Annotated in this window: 17 protein-coding genes; 7 read left to right on the top strand and 10 right to left on the bottom strand. The window is 43.6% G+C overall.

The window, feature by feature from the left end:
- Window positions 1-10: 10 nt before the first annotated feature.
- From OO778_RS16980 to OO778_RS16995, 4 genes are all read right to left on the bottom strand, one after another.
- Complete coding sequence (locus OO778_RS16980) at window positions 11-262, bottom strand: hypothetical protein (protein ID WP_074190659.1); 252 nt, start codon at window positions 260-262, stop codon at window positions 11-13.
- On the bottom strand, window positions 246-1955 hold the full coding sequence (locus OO778_RS16985; RefSeq protein ID WP_012842305.1) for an SgrR family transcriptional regulator: 1710 nt from the start codon (window positions 1953-1955) through the stop codon (window positions 246-248). Before OO778_RS16985 ends, OO778_RS16980 begins: the two co-directional genes overlap by 17 nt.
- 79 nt (window positions 1956-2034) lie before the next feature.
- Entirely contained in the window at window positions 2035-2268 is a 234-nt protein-coding gene (locus OO778_RS16990; RefSeq protein ID WP_054867596.1) for a DUF3389 domain-containing protein, read from the bottom strand.
- 6 nt (window positions 2269-2274) lie between these two features.
- A complete protein-coding gene (locus OO778_RS16995; RefSeq protein WP_012842307.1) occupies window positions 2275-2709 on the bottom strand; it encodes a hotdog fold thioesterase in 435 nt (144 codons plus the stop codon).
- A 203-nt stretch (window positions 2710-2912) separates the two neighbouring features.
- Between OO778_RS16995 and OO778_RS17000 the strand changes: the two genes are divergently transcribed.
- Window positions 2913-3701, top strand: a complete 789-nt coding sequence (locus OO778_RS17000) for a M48 family metallopeptidase (protein WP_104216526.1) — start codon at window positions 2913-2915, stop codon at window positions 3699-3701.
- A 73-nt stretch (window positions 3702-3774) separates the two neighbouring features.
- Here the strand turns inward: OO778_RS17000 and OO778_RS17005 are convergent, their stop codons facing one another.
- The gene (locus OO778_RS17005) at window positions 3775-4803 is read right to left on the bottom strand and encodes a site-2 protease family protein (protein ID WP_242657424.1); all 1029 of its coding nucleotides are present in this window, start codon (window positions 4801-4803) and stop codon (window positions 3775-3777) included.
- Between the two features lie 423 nt (window positions 4804-5226).
- Here OO778_RS17005 and OO778_RS17010 point away from each other — a divergent pair, with 423 nt between their 5' ends.
- The 4 genes from OO778_RS17010 to OO778_RS17025 all read left to right on the top strand — a co-directional run bounded on the left by OO778_RS17010 (window position 5227) and on the right by OO778_RS17025 (window position 10092).
- The gene (locus OO778_RS17010; RefSeq protein WP_005395507.1) at window positions 5227-6471 is read left to right on the top strand and encodes an outer membrane protein transport protein; all 1245 of its coding nucleotides are present in this window, start codon (window positions 5227-5229) and stop codon (window positions 6469-6471) included.
- A 20-nt stretch (window positions 6472-6491) separates the two neighbouring features.
- A complete protein-coding gene (locus OO778_RS17015; protein WP_264912257.1) occupies window positions 6492-8900 on the top strand; it encodes a VolA/Pla-1 family phospholipase in 2409 nt (802 codons plus the stop codon).
- Window positions 8901-9035: 135 nt separating this feature from the next.
- Window positions 9036-9245, top strand: a complete 210-nt coding sequence (locus OO778_RS17020) for a YgdI/YgdR family lipoprotein (protein WP_104973667.1) — start codon at window positions 9036-9038, stop codon at window positions 9243-9245.
- A 289-nt stretch (window positions 9246-9534) separates the two neighbouring features.
- Window positions 9535-10092, top strand: a complete 558-nt coding sequence (locus OO778_RS17025) for an alkylphosphonate utilization protein (RefSeq protein WP_005395511.1) — start codon at window positions 9535-9537, stop codon at window positions 10090-10092.
- Window positions 10093-10283: 191 nt separating this feature from the next.
- On the opposite strand, the gene OO778_RS17030 is transcribed toward OO778_RS17025, so the two are convergent.
- The 3 genes from OO778_RS17030 to OO778_RS17040 all read right to left on the bottom strand — a co-directional run bounded on the left by OO778_RS17030 (window position 10284) and on the right by OO778_RS17040 (window position 14140).
- Window positions 10284-10475: a hypothetical protein gene (locus tag OO778_RS17030; protein ID WP_005376351.1), complete on the bottom strand. Its 192-nt coding sequence runs from the start codon at window positions 10473-10475 to the stop codon at window positions 10284-10286.
- Window positions 10476-10753: 278 nt separating this feature from the next.
- Complete coding sequence (locus tag OO778_RS17035) at window positions 10754-11773, bottom strand: TerC family protein (RefSeq protein WP_104970688.1); 1020 nt, start codon at window positions 11771-11773, stop codon at window positions 10754-10756.
- Between the two features lie 624 nt (window positions 11774-12397).
- Window positions 12398-14140: a bifunctional UDP-sugar hydrolase/5'-nucleotidase gene (locus OO778_RS17040; protein ID WP_264912258.1), complete on the bottom strand. Its 1743-nt coding sequence runs from the start codon at window positions 14138-14140 to the stop codon at window positions 12398-12400.
- Window positions 14141-14411: 271 nt separating this feature from the next.
- On the opposite strand from OO778_RS17040, the gene OO778_RS17045 reads away from it, so the two are divergent.
- Complete coding sequence (locus OO778_RS17045; RefSeq protein WP_012842315.1) at window positions 14412-16046, top strand: ATP-dependent endonuclease; 1635 nt, start codon at window positions 14412-14414, stop codon at window positions 16044-16046.
- Window positions 16047-16197: 151 nt separating this feature from the next.
- Here the strand turns inward: OO778_RS17045 and OO778_RS17050 are convergent, their stop codons facing one another.
- Together OO778_RS17050 and OO778_RS17055 are read right to left on the bottom strand one after the other, a co-directional pair.
- Window positions 16198-16680: a DUF1097 domain-containing protein gene (locus OO778_RS17050; RefSeq protein WP_005395520.1), complete on the bottom strand. Its 483-nt coding sequence runs from the start codon at window positions 16678-16680 to the stop codon at window positions 16198-16200.
- Between the two features lie 434 nt (window positions 16681-17114).
- Window positions 17115-18020 carry a LysR substrate-binding domain-containing protein gene (locus OO778_RS17055; RefSeq protein WP_005395522.1) on the bottom strand — a complete coding sequence of 302 codons (906 nt, stop codon included), beginning with the start codon at window positions 18018-18020 and terminating at the stop codon, window positions 17115-17117.
- Between the two features lie 304 nt (window positions 18021-18324).
- On the opposite strand from OO778_RS17055, the gene focA reads away from it, so the two are divergent.
- Window positions 18325-19776, top strand: a complete 1452-nt coding sequence (focA, locus tag OO778_RS17060; protein WP_264912259.1) for a formate transporter FocA — start codon at window positions 18325-18327, stop codon at window positions 19774-19776.
- Window positions 19777-19876 lie beyond the last annotated feature (100 nt).

The raw sequence follows: 19876 nt of genomic DNA on the forward strand, positions 1-19876 counted from the left end.
TAGCCCTTCATTATTTCATTGTCACTTTGCCGCCAATCATTTTGTAAGCGGGCGTTCCTCTCACTAGGGTATCTCTTGCAAACTCTTGCCCGCAACTGGGACAGTTGCATGGGGTTTGTGTGAAATCGTCAACAATGCGCTCTTTGAAGCACTTGACCAGTGCGCCTTTTCCGCCTTTACGGTACTTGAATAGTTGAGTTTTACACTTTGAGCAATAGATATCGACGGTTTTCGTCGGCTGTTTCTTATTCGGTTTCGCCATGATTCATTTCTATATCAGGTTTTACCCATACGTTATTAAAGTCAAACCAACCTAAGGCATTACACTTTGCATTTTGTAAGGCGCCGCTGTGGTCTTTATTGACACCCAACCAGCAGTGAAACATCGGAATCACCTGACAACTTTTTACCAACTGACGTCCTAACTCACGTGCAGGGAAGTCTGGATAAACACCAGCACGCCACTGATCAACGAGCTTCGCCCATTCGCTAAAATCGTAACCAGAACTGAATTTTTCAATATCACTGTAATCCAGAAGCCAGCCAGCCAAAGCATCATTTCGATTCGTTGCAATGCCCATGGCTTTCACCCAAATATCCACTTCCTCCGGTGCGGGCGGTTGAGAATCATAACGAATAAACTCGACCTCTATACCGTGCGGTTTTAAGAGTGTCTTGATGGCCTTGGCAACTACTGGAAACATCGGATGCTTTTTCTGATACGCTACGGAAATCACCTTATCAGCCTGCGGCACGCTGCCCGCCTCTGCTGGCCTAAGATCAATCCAACCTGGCTTAAGGCCAAAGGCTTGCAATACACCCAATTCCATCACTTTATCTTGAGGAACATGCGCGTAAATCTGGTGACTGTTGAGAGTTTGTGATAGAAATTCTGCCCAGCGTGGGTCTTTTGCAATCCCGGTGTTTTTGTTTAGTAATAGAAATGTACAGCCAGGATCAAGCTCGACCTCATCAGATGAACCTTGTTTATCCATCTTTGGCTTAGACAAGCTTGGATAGACCATTGAAGAGTACGCTTCATCAATTACCCACACCTCAACTTGGTCCAGCAAGGGACGAAAGCCAAAGTAGCCATCAAAAGCAGTCAAAATGAGACGCTTATCATCATTCATTTTAACTTGGAACGGCCCAGTCCCTATTGGTTGTCTATCGAAGTTTTCTGAACGCAAAGCGCTTGGTAGCAAAATTTTTGCTTGCGACTCACTCAGCGCCAAAGGCAGGTAGCGGTCAGGACGGACGAGTTCAATATCGACGGTCCATTCCTGTGGTGAAGATACCTTTTTTATATGAGAAAACAGGTTCAGGCTACTTAGTGCAAGCACACTTTCAAGTACACAACTGGTTGATAACGGTTCACCATTATGAAAACGCACCCCACGACGAAGATAAAAACGCCAGTGTGTATCAGAAATGGCTTCCCATGTGTGGGCTAAATCTGGCTGAAGTTGTTCATTTTCATCAAGACGAGTGAGCCCGCTAAAAATTTGTCGGGCGATGTGCTGTTCAGAACGCCGCATCGGTTTCTGTGGGTTTAACATCGCCAATGGTCGATAATATGGCAAACGTACCACCTGTTCGCCCTGCCGATGCTGAAGCCCTAAATAACCCTGAATAACCTGCGTTAATCGAGCCGCGTCGTTATCAAGCGCATCTAGAGCCTGGCCAATTTTCCCTTCGTCGAGATAACGTCTGGCGAGGTTTTCACTGACATCGCTACGGTTACGTTTGAAAACGAGTTTTGAGAGCTTTCCTCGACCCGCCGCTGGATGCCATTCAATCCAGCCCTCCTCTTCTAATTTATTGAGAACAATACGGGCATTGCGACGTGTACAAAACAGCGCTTCGGTAATGTCTTCTAGCTGAACGTCCGTATCGTGACCGGCGAATTTTTCAAACAGTGTTTCGAACTGAACACGTAAACGAGGGCTACTCATAAAGAGGAAATTCTTATCTTATTGTTGATAAGCTAAGTTTCCTCATTTTTACCAAAAAGTGCAAACGTCACGCAGTAAATTATTGAATATCGATGCCAATTTCTCGTGCAAGACCGACAAGTTGTTCCTCATTATCCAGCTTGATAGACCATTTACACTCTGCACCATGAGATAAAACAACGTTCGCTCCTCTACCCAGTAACTGGATAGAATCGGTTTGCGCTTGTAAGGTTACCATTGCACTGCCGGAGAGCTTAATCACGATTTCACGCTGGGTAGCAATGATTTTTCCTAATGAAAACTCAATCACCATCTTGCTTTATACCGACTTCGTTTTATGTTGCTTCACTGCGATAGTTAAGCGACTGGTACACACTAATCGGCCTCGTTCATCAGTTATGTCGATTTGCCACACTTGTGTTGAAACGCCAAGGTGTACGGGTTTTGCCGTACCAATCACATGACCACTTCGCATTGCACGTACATGGTTCGCGTTGATATCCAAACCGACACAGTAACTCCCCTCATCAACAGAGAAATTTGCAGCTAAAGAGCCTAATGTTTCTGCGAGTACAACAGAAGCGCCACCATGAAGCATTCCTAAAGGTTGATGAGTAAAACTACATACAGGCATGGTCGCTGTAAGGGAGTCATCCGTGAAATCTGTGTATTCAATTTGTAGATGCTCGATCAGGGTATTTTTTGATGTAGCATTCAGAATCTCTATGCTAACGGGCTTTTTCCATATACTCATTGTTTTACTCTTAATTTCACAAATTGGTTTGTCGGATTGTAACGATTTATTAGAGAGCTAGCATAGACTTTACTTAAGTCTAACTTCAAGATGTAACATCTTGGCCTCTTTGCCAGTTGATGAATAATTTGATCCATGCATCATGTTACTATTTGGGTATATACTATTGCTTCAAAACAAAAATAATTTAGATGGAGCCTATTATGAAGGTATGGATGAAAGCCTCTGCTCTTTTAACTATCGCGGGCTTAACGGCATGTAGCGCATCACCGACGGGTCGCAACCAGATCCTGATGTTTTCAGATCAGGAAATGTCATCGCTTGGCGCTAAATCTTTCGAACAAATGAAGAAAGATATCCCAATCAGCAAAGATCGCAAAACGAATGCCTATGTTCAATGCGTTGCCAAACACATCACTGACACCATTCCCGCTCAATCTGGATTTAAAGACTGGGAAATCGTTGTTTTTGATAGTGAACAAGTCAATGCGTTTGCTCTACCAGGTGGGAAGATCGGCGTGTATACCGGGCTTTTAGATGTCGCGAAAAACCAAGATCAGTTGGCAACAGTCATTGGTCACGAAGTCGCTCACGTCCTCGCTGACCACAGTAATGAACGTCTCTCACAAAGTCAGTTAGCAAATGCAGGGTTGTCTCTAGCAAACGTTGCCATTGGAGCTTCCGAGTACAAACAGTATCAACAAATGACGATGGCGGCACTTGGTGTCGGTGTTCAATACGGTGTTATCTTGCCATACGGTCGTACTCAGGAATCCGAGGCTGATATTGTCGGGCTTGAGTTTATGGCAAAAGCAGGCTTCGACCCACGTCAAAGTGTCGATTTATGGAAAAATATGAGTGCTGCATCCGGTGGCTCTCAACCGCCTGAATTCTTCTCAACTCACCCATCGCACAGTACGCGTATTAAAGATTTACAAGCAACCATAAATAAGTTGCCTGCGTATAACGCGAAAGCGCCAAAATGTGGCTAAACTTCTGCTACCAGTGTCTATTTTTCGCAAAAAAGCTCCCTAGGGAGCTTTTTTAATGGGTATAAGGAATAGTTTAAGTACCCAGTATCTGTAGTGGCAAGCTCAACAGGCTATCTCCAGGGGTAGCAAAATACCAAATGATAGCGACAAAACCACCGACAGAAACCAAGTACCAAGCAAGTGAGAAGAGTTGTCCGTAACGGGTTAACGGCAATAAATGACTATGATGTCGACCTCTCCATTCCATGACCACTTCTAGCATCCCCATTAACAATAAAAACCCTAGCAACGTCAGCCCGAAAGAATAGCTGATAAGAATACCCAATAAGGCAGCAGCTATACTGCCGACTAATCCAACCCAAGTGTTCATCGAGAAGGTAATGCTTTTGAGTACATGACCACCATCTAGTGGCAGAATAGGCAACAGATTAAACAGGTTTAGTAACGCGTTAAACACTGCTAGGCCAGCGAAGAGCACCTCTCCAGTCATCCAATAAAGCAAAGTAAACGCGATGCTAAGAACTAAACCAAAAAATGGTCCCATAATCGAGATAACCACATCTTGCCAGCGTGTGTTGATCTTTTCATCACTCAGCGCTAAGCCGCCAAGAAATGGAATCAAATAGATGCCCTTGGTCTTCATTCCAAAGTACTTCATCGCTCTAATATGGCCATACTCATGGAAAACTAAACAGGCGATCAAAGCTAACGCGAACTCGATAGAAAATAGCCAAGAATATGCAGCAAGACTTGCAGATGCTAGCGCCACTTTGATTACTTTCGCACTCTTGAGTGCTTTCATTCCAAGTGATACTAACCCTATCACACTTAAACGCTTTTCCGTTGGCGGCTCAACTTCTGGTACTTGGCGTTCGATGTCTTTTTCATTTCGGCAACCTTCGCTAATAAGCTCATCGTTAATTGTGACCTTGTAACTCAATTCAAACGGTTGCCATGTTAATGAACACTCCAAATGGCATACCAGGACTTCCTCCCCTGCAGAGAGTCTAAACTGGTGAAGGCAAGTGTCTGCAACATTATCACTGGCATCTATTTGGGACACCAAGGTGTTATCCCAATATAACTGCTGCCAACCAGCCATCGATCCTTCGAGCCTTAACGAACGACCTAAAAATTCAACATTCAGTAATTCCAACACGATTCCTATTGCGTCTATTGAATAACAACAAAGCGAGGCGCGAATTATGCCTGCTAAGTACAGAAACGGCAAAGCCCGCTATCTCTTGGTTTGAATGCCATTTAATCATAAAGCCCGTAAAACAATTCTGGTCGTACCATTCTCTTAAAAAATATAACGATAATACATGCCCTTACGAATCACCGTTTGACCTATGCATCATATTTAAAACGCAAAATACGCTCAAACTTTGACAAGTTATTAAACATACAATTAACATTACATTTACATCACAGTTGTATTTCACGTATTAACAACTGGTGTAAGTATCACACAACAATTACAAGGACTTCGGTCCAACACTATGACACCCTAGGAGGGTCAAGGATGAACAAGAAGCACTGCTCTCTGCTTACAATTTCGATATTGTTTGCGTGTAATGCCCATTCAGCGGGCTTCCAGGTAGCTGAGCATTCAGCATCTGGTCTTGGTCGAGCATTTTCAGGTGAAGGAGCGGTCGCAGACAATGCCAGCGTTCTTGCACGAAACCCAGCAGCGATGACGCTTTTCAAAGAAGCTCAATTCTCGGGCGCGTTATCTATCATCGATCCTGAAGTCGATGTGTATGACACAGTTAACAAAGAACATGCGAAAGATGTTGCCCCTTTACAAGTCGTGCCAGCGGGTTATTACATCAGCCCTATCAACGATAACTGGGCTTGGGGTATCGGTATGTTCACAACATACGGTGTTGCTACTGATTATCCAGATGATATTTCTGCGGGTGACATGGCGGGTGACACTTCCCTACTTTCAGTAAACATCAACCCTAATGTCGCTTACCGTATCAACGAGTCTTTCAGTGTCGGTGGTGGTATCAACCTAGTGTACGCGGAAGCGGAGCTGACTCGTCATAAAGGCGCACTCGCCGGTATTTTAGGTGGTAATAAGTCCGATAACCTTGTCGGCATGGAAGGCGAAACTTTTGCTTGGGGTTGGAATATTGGCGCTTTGTACGAGCTAAATGAAAACAACCGTTTTGGCTTTGGTTACCGTTCTAAAGTTGATCTAGATTTTGACGACGGTGAGTTTAGTAGTTACGACTCAGGCCGAGCTCCATCACCAAAAGTGGATGGCCGTTTAAAAATCTCTCTCCCTTCAATTATCGAATTATCGGCTTTCCATCAACTGAATGAACAATGGGCAGTACATTACGGCTGGCAACAGACCGATTGGAGCACATTTAAAGAACTGAAAGCGACGAGTCCTCAATGTAATGATGGAACTGCTGGTCAATGTTTCTACAAACCAGAGAAATACGAAGACAACAATCGTTATTCTATTGGTGCCACTTACACCCTCAATGCGGATTGGACATTCCGTGCGGGCTTTGCATACGACGAACAAGCAGGTGAAGCCACATTGAGCATCCCTGACAGTGACCGTTTTTGGTACAGCGCGGGCCTAACTTACGCAATGAATGAGAATTTAACTTTCGATGCAGGCTTTGCACTTGTTAAGAGTAAATCAGGCTCTTTCACCGAGACAAATGCTCAGGATGAAGAGATCAAGTTCGACTCTGAAGGTACTGCTTACATCAGCGCGGTACAGATGAACTACACCTTCAAATAATGGGATTACGGAGTAAACCAATGAAACACACGTTTAAATTATCAATGCTTTGTTCTGCAATCCTTCTTGCTGGTTGTGGTGATAATACATCAAGCTCTGGTACTTCCGACAAAGTTCAATTTGAAGATGAAGTCCAAGCACTGCTCGACCGTGGAACATCTATCAGCTTTACGCTTCAAGGGGCGAATGCGGATGTACCTGCGCCCTCTTACATACTAATGGACACAACAGATGGCACGCTTGGTCTGCCAACTGACGGTGATGATGCCTTAACCAACCCTAGAGCCTCGATGAATACGATGGATGGATGGTCAACGTCTATGCCAATCGTTCTGAACTTTAAAGGCGATGGTTTTGCAACGGGTATGCTGCCGTCTGGTATTAAAGTCATCAAGATTAATCAACGTTTAACCGAGTGGGATGGTAAGTCTAATCCAATCGAAGACGTTCTCGTTCAGAACCAAGACTACGTTGTTCAAGCAAAAGGCAACTCTCTATATATCCAGTTCATGGATGCGCTTGATGAGTCAAGCGAGTACATTTTTGCAGTAACACAAGATGTCACTGACGTGAATGGTGAGCCAATCGGTACATCAGCCAGTTACGCGACAGGTAAATCGAAAGAAATCGTTTATGAAACTGGTGCTCTTGCTTCTATTCAAGCGGTGACACAAGCGGTAGAAGGCATTTTTGGTATCGCCAAAGTAAACCCTGACGACATCGTTTACTCCTCATGGTTCAGCACTCAGTCTGTAGGTGACACTTTGGCGGCGGTTAAAGGTGTAACGGCAACCGGTTTCTCAACGGGTGCAAATACACTAAACGCCGTTTACAAAAACGATGCGAACGAAGGTTCAGTAGATTTATCAACAGCCTATACAATGACACTTGGTGCAACACAAGACTTTAGCACTGCGCTAGACTCTGACGATGACTTTAGTAAGTACGTTAGTGACCTAGACGCAGCTAAAACGGCAATTAAAGGCCTTTATGCGAAGTCAGGTGCCGATGTAAATGTGACTCAAGGTGTGGTCAGACTGCCTCATTATCTAGAAAAAGGGGCAAACTGGAACATGCAGCCAATGGTATCTGCGATGCCAAGCCTAGCGAAGCTAAGCGCAGCACTGGCGGATCCGAACGAGCAAGCGAACATGGTTCAGCAGCTATCAACCGGCGTTTTCGCAAATAACCCTGTTGACGTGACAAAGCTTGCAACCGATCCTACAGAGCAGCTAAAACTGGTGGGTGCTAAACTCACATTAAGCGATGGTACCCAACTCGACAGTGAACGTATTGTGACTCGCTACTCCCCAGTTCCAGTCGTTAAATCGGTAGAAGATGTCGAAGTACTTGTCTTCACACCTAAATCTGGTGTCGCGACCGACGTTGTGATTTATCAACACGGCATCACTTCAGCGAAAGAGAATGCGTACGCGTTCGCGTTCAATATGGTAAAAGCAGGTGTGGCTGTTATTGCTATTGACTTACCTATTCACGGTACGCGCAGCTTAGATGAACAACGTTCCGCAAATGCGAATGTACTGGCTTATCTAAATCTTTCCAACTTAGCCGTTGCGCGTGACAATCTACGTCAAAGTGTTCTGGATGTGTTAGGTTTGCGCGCTAGCTTGGTAGTATCGGCGCAAGGCGGTCTTTTAGCTGGAGGTCCTCTGCAAGGCTTCAACCCAATGACGGGTTCAAAAGTCAAAATGCTAGGCCATTCACTTGGCGGTATTGTAGCTACATCTGCCGTCGCAGCAGCAAACAATACATTGGGCAGCCCTACTGCGGATGCGCTGTACACCTTTAGCTCTGCTTCTGTGCAGAACTCTGGTGGTCAAATTGGTAATTTGTTACTAGGTTCAGACAATTACGGCCCTCAGATCAAACATAACCTCGCTTATGCAGCATCAAAAGACTATGCGAATTACGCTGATGCATCATGTGCGGATCTAGAAGATAAAACATGTTACGAAGCATTTGAGGCTGCGGCAACGGAAGCTCGAGTAGCAGCCCTAGAAGCAGGTTTCTCACAATTTATCTATGCAGCACAGACTACACTAGACACTGTCGATCCGTTCACAAACGCTTCAGATTTAGTGGCATCTGGTTCGCTAACGACACCATTCTTTATGACAGAGGTGGATGGCGATAGCACAGTACCAAACAGCGTTCCAAATGCACCATTCGCGGGTACTGAACCGCTTGCTAATAAGCTAGGGTTGAAAACTGTGAACAGTACGGACACTACTGTGAATGCAACTGCGAGCTTTGTACAGTTTAATGCTGCTGCATCGCACAGTACTTTTGCTTCGCCAAATGACACTCTGTCTGATATTGACCATCACGTTGAGATGCAAATGGAAAACACCGACTTCTTAATGGATGACACTTTAACGGGTGTGACTAATACTTCCGTTCTGAAGTAATCGTATTACCTCTCTTACTAAAGCCCAGTTTCGACTGGGCTTTTTCGTTCTCTATCATAAAAAACCGTCCCGTATATCCTTTGCTATAGTTAAATCGGTGTCGTACCTAACTTACTTGTTTGAAAGGAAAACTCTATGCGCATATTCACTATAATGGCCACTGCTTTACTTCTTGCTGCATGCGGAAGTAGCCAATATCTTATGTCGACAAATGAAGGGAAAATTATTACTTCTTACGGTAAACCAGACCTTAACGAAGAAACGGGTATGTACGAGTATGAAGACATGGATGGGAAAGAAATGAGCATTTCAAAAGATCAAGTTGTGCAGATTATTGAACGCTAGCAATATGCCCTCTATATTTTTAGAGGGCTCTGCCCACACTTCTGAGCGCAGTTAATACTCCCAACGAACCTCTAACTTCCTCAAGAAATGAAGCAACCAATTCATCATTCAAAACAATCAATGCATTTTCTTATATACAGGTATTATTTGTTTAGCGAATATTTTACATCTTCACCCTAATCAGGTTGGAATATTGTAAAATCTCGGCTTTAATTCGCTAACACCCTTTTATTTCTCAGGATAAAGTGGATAATACCGCCACAAAATAACATTACTAAGGTGAGTCCTTATGTCTATTGAAGCTACTCTGCTTGCGCGCTGCGAGTCAAAATGTGAACTGTGTTCTTCTGAATCTCAACTAACAGCATACGCTGTCCCACCTCACGGTAACGTGACCGTTGATACTGCTATCATGGTTTGTGATAAGTGTCTGGGTGAGATCGATGAGCCAAAAGACATTAACCACTGGCGTTGTCTAAACGAAAGCATGTGGAGCCAGGTTCCTGCAGTACAAGTGACAGCATGGCGCCAACTCACTCGCCTAAACTCTGAAAGCTGGGCTCAAGATGCTCTTGACATGATGTACATGGAAGAAGAGCAAATGAACTGGGCGATGAAGGGTATGTCTGATGATGACAAAACGTTGGATTGCAACGGCACTGAACTTAAGAAAGGTGACGATGTAACGGTAATCAAAGACCTACCAGTTAAAGGCACTAACCAAGTAATCAAACAAGGCACAGTGATCCGTGGTATCAGCCTTGGTGATGATCCGAAACTAGTTTCGGGCAAGGCAAATGGCGGTCAGTCAATGTACGTGATCGCAGAATACTGTCGTAAGAAGTAATATCGTATTACTCTACAAGTCAAAACGGGGCACTATTAGTGCCCCGTTTTCATTTCTAATGAACACCAATTTGGAATAAGCTCCTCTACTCCGGTATTGACTCTGTATAGAGTTCTAGCTCCGTTATTCGCGTTTGAGCAGCTAAAAAAATACCGGCTTATAAGCCGGTATTTTCATTCATTATTTCAAGATTAACGGTACATACCGATATCTTTTTGAATGTGAGCTGACAAATCTTCCGCATAGTAACTGCGTGGTGCAGTATTATCTACGAATAGAATGTCTAGTAAGTGAGCAATCAGTCCTTTGAAGTTAACCGCGTAGGTTTTCTTATCCATAGAGGTTGGTAAAGCTACATTTGTCATTTGCATTGCTTGTGCCATGATTGCCTCTCTTTAAAGCAGTAGTCTGTTTTGTTGGTTGTATATTAGTCAGTTTCTTATTGTTTAAGAAATGACAAATTTTACCCATTCGGATTATATTATCTAATAAAACAAGTCCATTACAAACATCAAAAATACAAATGAATAATAACAGCATAAATAGTCATAAACTGTCTAATTATGTTGAATAACTTAACGTTACCTGCATAAAACCATCTCGACTAACAACATATTTTTAACATTAAGTTTCGTTATTTATTTTATTTTTAGCGCTTTACTTATATTTTTTGATTAGTAATTTTAACGCTAGAGCGACTGTTCGACTTATTTTTGAGGAGCGATGCCACAACCGCTGATGTCATCACAACGATTAAGAATGTGAGTGACCACGTTGTCGGAATCTCATACTCTGTTCCCACCAATAACATCTTTACACCGATAAACATCATGATCACCGATAATGCTGGTTTTAAGTACACAAACTTGTCTAACATCGCTTGCAGAACAAAGTACAAAGATCGCAAACCCAACAGTGCAAACACGTTCGCAGCTAAGACTAAAAATGGCTCTCGTGTTACCGCGAATATGGCAGGTATAGAATCCAGTGCAAACATTACGTCCATCACTGCAATTACACCGACTACGATCAGCATTGGTGTTGCCACCCACTTACCAGCTTGCTTTAAGATTAAGTGATTTCCTTGGTAATCATCCGTAACTGGCAATATTCTGCGAATAAACTGCTCAGGGTATGGGTTAACCTCTTCTGCTTCACCTTTGTCGCGAGCAAGCTTAATACCTGTCCAAATAAGGAATGCGGCAAAGAGGTACAACACCCAGTGGTACTGCGCAAGTAACTGAGCACCAACCGCAATCATGATAGCCCGTAGAACTAACGCACCAATCACGCCCCAAAGCAGCGCTCGCGGACGCAAATGCTCCGGCACACTGTATTGTGCAAAGATGATGGCAAACACAAACAAGTTATCCACGCTTAGCGACTTCTCTAGTAAGTAGCCTGTTAAGAATGAAACCGTTGCTTTATCGTTCGTATAAGAGCTGTGCGGTGCGTAAAAGTCCCAGAATAAATAGATAGAACCTGCAAAAACAAAGGCAAGTAAGAACCAAAAAACACTCCAAAGGATGGCTTTTTTCATTGTTATAACGCCACCACGCGTTTGATAGATATCAAGCGCAACAAGAGCAAGTGTAAAAAGACCAAAAGCGCCATACATCGCTAATGACTCTTGAAGTGGTGCCGATTGGCTCAATTGGGTGGTACTTTCGATAAGAGACATGCTTCCTCCCATGGCGGAAGGACATGAGTTTGGTGACCTTCCGCAGACAATAACAACAAGCAGTCACATAGTAATCATGTGCTGCCAGTCAATGAATGCGTTGGTCTCGTTGAAGTGTCGGCGTGGATGAATCACGCAACACCTTTACTTACCGGATAAGCTGATGCTTAACGAGATGACGATAAGTAAACTTGCGCTAACTACTCCCCAAACGCCGCAATGATAACGCCGAATGTAACGCTTTCCAACAAAAAAGCTTTGTCCAATCGAAATAAAATTCTTATTAAAAATCAGAAAGAAATATAAAAACAAAGGAATTGGTTCAACCTCGTAAACTTTTGTTAGATGTAAAGATCAGCAAGTGACTCAAGGTGATACATTTAAGAGTCGGAGCGATGTCTCTGAGAGCATAGACACAAAAAAAGGAGCATAACTGCTCCTTTCCTAACTTCCGTGTTATTAGCAATTCAAAAACCGCTCAAAGGTACAAAGTAAACTAACGTTGACCAAATTGCGACCCAAGCAACCACCACTGCCGTATCTGTCCAATCTTTATTCCACATACTGCCACCCTCATCATCGCATGTAGCAATTGAAAGACAGCAAAATCGATACCAATATCTACTACCTGTGTTGCTGTGTATAAAGTTTGTGACTTTGATTCAAGCAGTTTGGCTCATCGGTCAGAAGTTCAATAAAACAGTCTGCCATGGATAAGTTGGTTACACGCCCCTCGCCTTTCATCTCCAGTAGCGCATCGTAACCTTCTTTCCCTTTCATGGTATAAGCGGAGGAAGTGCCTCGATACCAGGTGTCGTCTTGAACGTCGACCCATTGTTGACCATCAAAAATTGCTAATGACTGAATTCTTTCACCTTTAGGGGCATCCGCTCGGTACTCAAAGTTTAAATTGTAAGTGTATGGATAACTGCCAGAGCCAGTACCTTCCACATCATTGTTGAGTGCATTGTTTATGGCGCCTTCAAGTGCTCGGCGAATAGCACTGCCTTTTACGTCGTAAAAGCCGATCGGAACGGCAAAAGGCAACAACCGTCCGGCAATATCTGCCACTGTGATGTTGCCAGGATTCAATGATGTTCGCACGCCACCCGCATTATGAATCGCAAATTGAACCTCATGCCCGCGTTTATTTAGGCTGTACAAAAATGAACGAGCAACAGAAGAAGCCAGCTCGCTCTCACCAAACTCATCTGGGATTCGCACATGACGCTTTTTGGTGTCAATACTAGCAATGACTTGTGACTGTAACTGTCTTACCCGAGGGATGTATTTATCACTTAGGATCGCTTGAGTCTCCGGGTGTTTCTTACAGACCACCACATTAGGTTGACCATGGATAAAGTCACACGCGGTTTCGAATACGCCTTGGTCAAGCTGTTGATTTAGTGTCGAGTCCCAAAAAATACGTCGGCCAAGTAACAGTTCATTTTGACCACTCAGCATGGCTGCTTTGCCGTTTGCATCAAATTCAATGACGCAGTGCCCCATAGTCAAAGCATGAAAGCCCGCTTGCACAACGTAGGTATCTTTTACTTTGACACCATAAGGGTCATCTTGCCCTAAACCTATTGATGAGAAATCGCCTTGCAGTCGGTGGCTATGTCCACCAACAATAATACCAATCCCCTCAACTTGTTCAGCCAACTCTAAGTCGCCTTCATAACCTAAGTGGCTCAGAAGAATGATATTTTTAATACCAGAGGAGTGAATTTGTTTTACGGTCGCCTTAGCGGTTTCAATTGCAGACTTAAATGGCGTATCTGCATCTGGGTTCGCGATATCGCTCATTTTATCAATGGATAATCCGAAAATCGCAACCTGCTCACCATGAAACTCTTTGACGATGTATTGTGCGCTTTGTGTCTCCGTTTGATAGCTATACACATTGTTGCTATCGCTGACTCGGTGAGGCTTTTGAAGCGATTCATTTGATAGATCCCAGTTACCAGCAAGTAATGGAAACTGAGTGCGTTGACAGAATAAGGCAACAGGTTCATTACCCATATCCAGTTCATGGTTGCCTAACGCCATCGCATCAATCTTTAACGCATTCAACAAATCGGCGTTGGCTTTACCTTTAAATAATGAGAAATAAAGTGTGCCTTGGAAACAGTCTCCAGCATGGAGAAATAACATCCCATGCCCTTGACGTTGCGCGTCGTCTCGTAGCTGCTCTACTCGGGTTGCGATGCGAGAAAACCCGCCAGCACTCACGTATGGCTCTAGCGTGAGTTCATTGTTGATCTTAAGCTTTAACTGTAATGACGTTGGCTCAAAGTAGGAATGTGTGTCATTGATGTGTGCCAGTTTGATTCTCACTGGCTTATGATTGTTATTCATCTTCATCTTCTCTCTTTTCATTCCTTATAATAATAAGAAGTGAATCATGACAGAATCATGAATTTTATGAAACTGTGATTTTTTGATTTCATGTTTAAGTGATCACGATGCTATCTACACTACTTTTGAAAGCAAGCGTCGCTTGTTGCGGTCTCTATTCAGTAAGGGGCTCTCGTAATTTTGTGAACTGAGCTTAACTCCAATATTTCGAATTAATATATGCTTAGGAGTAGCAAAATAACTCTCTATAATTCAAATAATTGCAAGGAGGATTGAGATGAGACTAGAACGCATCGAAATCTCCGGGTTTAGAGGCATCAAACGCCTTTCACTCTCTTTTGACGAACTCACTACACTCATCGGTGAGAACACGTGGGGCAAATCATCATTGCTCGATGCCCTTTCTATCGCGCTACCTGCTAATGGCTCATTGTATCAATTCGAATTAAAAGATTTTCACGTTGATTATTCAATTTCTCATCCACAAACCCAACACTTGCAGATCATTGTTTGCTTTAAAGCACAAGACAAGAACGAAGTAAAAGCAGGGCGTTATCGACGGATAAAACCTGCATGGTGCACAAACGAAGATGGTGAGCAGGTCATTTACTATCGAATTAGTGCGTCTCGCGACGAGTATGATATTAAAACTGAATACGCATTTTTGGATCATAACGGTAAGCCGAAGAAACTGCACCACTCTGAGAAACTCGCCGTAGAGTTGATGACTCTTCACCCTGTTATCCGCCTACGAGACTCCCGACGCTTCCCAGATCTAAACCACGTCAACGGCGACAGCAAAAATGCTCGGATTGAAAAACGAATCAATAACACCTGTCGACGGCTATTGGCGATGCCTGGGCACGTAAACAAGGGTGAGATTCGCAGTAGTCTCGATTCAATGCAAACACTTGTCGAACACTATTTTGCGTTCCGCAGCGTCAGCAAAGGTAACCCACGAAAACCTCGTGATGGTCTTTTTTATACAAGCCCTTCCTCTGATAAAGGATTAAGTCAATTCCTTAAGGAAACAAATGATAAACAAAGCCGCTTGCTTTTAATGGGGCTTCTCAATGCTTACCTTCAAGCAAAAGGCCCTACCGATTTAAGACGCTGCGCAAGACCGATACTGATCATCGAAGACCCGGAAGGCCGACTACACCCAACTCATCTCGCTAGAGCGTGGTCATTATTGCAGTTGTTGCCAATGCAAAAGATTTTAACTACCAACAGCGGTACGTTACTTGGCTCGGTTCCACTTTATTCAATCCGGCGTTTGATTCGCTTGTCAGACCGAACCATTGCCAAGAGCTTAAACTCTGCCAAGTTTGGTAGAGATGAGTTACGCCGAATTGGTTTCCACATTCGTTTTCATCGCTCAGGGGCGTTGTTTGCACGGTGTTGGTTACTCGTAGAGGGCGAAACTGAAGTTTGGTTATTTCATGAACTGGCTCGTCAATGCGGATATGACTTAGCTGCGGAAGGAGTTCAAATCGTTGAATTTGCACAATCAGGACTGAAGTCACTGATCAAAGTAGCAAAAGAGTTCGGTATCGACTGGCATGTTGTTACCGATGGTGACCCGGCAGGTAAAAAGTACGCGCATGCCGTGAGAGCGCAACTCGATCATGATCAGGAAAGGCATAGACTTACAGAGTTACCTGATCGAGATATCGAACATTTTCTATATAATCATGGGTTTGAACTTTTCTTTAAGGACATCATCAAAGTTCCTCATGATCACCCTATCCCAGCTAAAAAAGTCGTAAACCGTGTTTTGAAAAAGCATGCAAAACCGGACTTAGCTTTGGCCATTGTATCTCACTGTGAAGAGAGAGGTATGGAGTGCATTCCTGTACTTCTGCGTTGGACACTTAAGCGCGTTGTCACCATGGCAAACGGCAATACATGAGTTAGAGTATTTCACACTCACACCTTGCCTTGTAATACAAAAAAAGCACACCAAATTGGTGTGCTTGTATCAAACATCATTAATTTTGATTAAAGGTATTGAGAGGGATAAAACTCAATACACAGTGGATACAAATAAGATCGGGGGTTCACTACTGTGCTTGCTCAGCAAGCGTAGAAGAAGTAGTGCTTGATTTCGTATGCAACCAAAGTCCAGTCGCTTTCATTAGATAACCAAACACACCACCTAGCAGCAAAGATGGAATGACAAGTTGCCAGTTTCCATCAGCGGCAAATGTTGCGCAGGAACCAATAAAAGTGCCTGGAATGTACGCGAGCCAAGCCTGTTTCGCTTGAATACACATGAAAAATGCCACAATAGCGGTAATCACATAACCGATAATTTCCAAACCAACGTAAGTTGAACCGTGGATAATTACCATTGCCCAGAATACACCCGTCATATTAGTGATTAAGCTGATACCAAGTCCTTTCAATCCGCTAGTTGGCGCAGCAAAGTAGCTCGTGCAACCTAAAAAACCAGCCCAAGAAAGCAAACCTAAAGAAATGGCGATCCAACCCCATACGCCAGATAAAATTCCAGTAGTGATAGAGATAGCTAAAAGTGTCGTCATGGTAGTCGTACCTGCTTGGCTATTATCGTACCCATATGGCTCAATAACTGCCTTCATACATTGAAATCAAGGACACATGTTAGATACATCAGTCTTGTTTATCGGTGATAATGATCACAATAAGGTTATAACAATTTCATGACTTGCACTAAAAGTTTGACGCAACCGATAAATCAACAGATTTAGGGAATGAGTATTTCTAGTGCTAGGTAAAAAGGATGTGTGTTGGATAGTTCCAATAGGTCACTCCAGCAAGCTTTAACGAGACTAGGAAGCTAATATCGGCGTGCAGAATCATGGATCACCAAGTGAGTGCATAAAAGCTCCTGAATCACGCTTGTTCTTCGAAGTTCAGTATACTGTACATAGAAATATGCCACTCCCAATTAAGCGAGTGGCATTGCTGTACTTCTAGAGCTTATTTGAGTGGTAACTTACAATACCGAAGGCTTACCTTTCATCATTCGCAGACCTTCTCGTTTAATGCAGTCGACTAGTGGGTTTTCTGCCATATCAGCTCGCCATATAAATGACAGTGTCCTTTCCATTTTTAGCTCGGGCACATTTAACGCAACAAGATGACCCGCTTCTATATATCGCTCTACATCTAAATACGGTAAACAAGTAAGGTACTGGCCGTTAGCAACTAAGCTGCGTAACACCGGAACGTGCTCGTACTCTCGCCACACATCCAAATCTTCAATTAGATGATGAATAGAGCTATCAAATGTTTTTCGTGTGCCAGAGCCATGCTCTCTCAACACCCACTTCGCTTGTTCTAACTGCGCGAGGCTTACAGATTGATTGCGAGCAAAAGGATGATGAGATGCAGCGACAACAGTAAGATGGTCTCGGCACCAGACTTCTTGGTGCAAACGGTTATCGTCACAACGCCCCTCGATGATCCCTAAGTCATATTTATAATCTAATACGCCATCAATAACCCCTTTTGTACTCTGCACACCAAGGGAAATACGCATTTCTGGAAAGTCATTATCAATGATACTGATAAGGTCTGGAACCAGATGCTCTGCCGGAGTTTGACTCGCGCCCATGCGAATCTCACCGCTTAACAAATGTTGCTCATAAAAGCCCATTTCAATCTGCAGTGCGTCTTGTAATAAGCGTTTTGCTTTTGGTCGTAACCACATACCCCAATGGGTTAACGCCATTTGCTTGCCCTGCCTCTCAAATAAAGGCCTGCCAAGCATTTTTTCTAATTGCGCAAGTGACATACTTGTCGCTGATTGTGTCAAAGCCAGTTTCTCTGCGGCCTGGCTTACACTGCCGGTATCTGCAACTGCGTCAAAAACCGCTAATTGCTTAAGTGAGTAGCGCAAAGTGTCCTCCATTATTGGTGAGTATTTTTCATACCCTCACAATCGTTAAAAACATGCCCCAATAAGCAATAGAGTTCATTTTACCTAGCCGCATAAAGTTATCAATTAATTTGATGAGGTTTCTAAATATTATCAATTTTACCTACCAAACCCTTCTCCTTATTCTGACTGTGCGGTTCGGGAACACCGCAAGCCTCAATGACTTTGAGACTGAAGTCATTGAGGCTTCTAAATAAAAACAACAATTTCATTTTTGAGTTAATAACCAAGGAATTTTTATGCGATTACAAATTAAGGAGTCAATATGGCGGTGACCAGCTCTCAAAATCACCAGTACTTTTCTCCAAAAGAAATGATGGCTGAAGCGGAAAAATTTGCGTTAAGTAAAGCAAACAAAACCAGCAGCATGACACTGAGTCTTGCCATCATGGCGGGCGCGTTCATTGGATTGGCGTTCTTGTTTTACATCACGGTGACTACTGGCAGCGCTGGCGCTGGTTGGGGCTTAAGCCGTCTTGCTGGCGGATTAGCATTTAGTATGGGCTTGATCCTCATCGTGATCTGCGGTGGTGAACTATTTACCAGCTCAGTTCTTTCCAGTATCTCATGGGCCAATAAGCAAATCTCGTTTGGAAAAATGCTTTCTATTTGGGGCAAGGTTTACGTTGGCAACTTCATTGGTGCGATGTTCCTACTTGCGCTAGTTACTGCAGCTGGTCTTTATCAAATGGATAACGGTCAATGGGGGTTAAATGCGCTTAACATCGCGCAGCACAAGCTTCATCACACTCTCATTCAGGCGTTTGCGCTCGGCATCCTTTGTAACCTATTGGTCTGCCTCGCGATTTGGTTAACGTTTAGCTCTGCAAATGCAATGACAAAAGCAGCAATGACAATTATGCCTGTGGCCATGTTTGTCAGCAGTGGCTTTGAACACTGTGTCGCGAACATGTTTATGGTTCCACTTGGCATTGTTATCGCGAATTTTGCACCTGAGTCTTTTTGGGCCTCCGTCGGTGTGCCCGCTTCACAGTACGCAGACTTAAATATTGGGCACTTTATTACCGCTAACTTAATTCCTGTCACGCTTGGCAACATCGTCGGCGGAGCGGTTTTAGTTGGTCTTGCAAACTGGTGCATTTTTCGCCTACCAGAACTAAAAGCAGCGAATATATCTTCTATCACAACGACTACAACACTCTCGTCAGTTAAGGATTTCACCATGAAAAACGCATCTTTTGTTAAAGACATTATGAACCCAAAACCAGTTACCATCAGTGCAGAAACACCGATAGCAATCGCACTAGATGTGCTACTTGATAACAACGTAACTAGCGCACCTGTTGTAGACGTACAAAATCGATTGGTTGGCTTCTTCTCTGCTCACGATGTGATGGTAGAACTATGGTGTGAGGACTACATTCCGGTGAAAGACCAAAAAGTCGTCGACATCATGAGCCGCGATGTGGTCGCAATTGATGCTGGTGATCGTCTCGTTGATGTTGTCGAATTCCTATGTATCGATAAAGAGCAGTTGTACCCAACGAGCAACATGGGCATCGCCACTCGCATGACGTCTTTATCTTTAGAAGAACGCGCAAAAAGCATCAAAGTGAGCAAGCCACAAGTACTTCCTGTACTTGAAAATGGCCAGATGGTCGGTGTTGTTACTCGTACTGAAGTATTAAAAGCACTACGCCCGATTTTTGGTGAGCGTTTAAACCTAGTAGAAAAAAACGAGTTAGAAACAGCGTAATTCATTAAACGCTTGCAACGTCTGTTGGCTTTCAATCGCTGTCACTGACTGGCTTGCCAATGTTGTCGATTGTGATTGAGGTAATAAAAAAGCGCTCTTC

This window comes from Vibrio sp. STUT-A16 (genome assembly GCF_026000495.1).
In the GTDB taxonomy this organism is placed as follows: domain Bacteria; phylum Pseudomonadota; class Gammaproteobacteria; order Enterobacterales; family Vibrionaceae; genus Vibrio; species Vibrio diabolicus.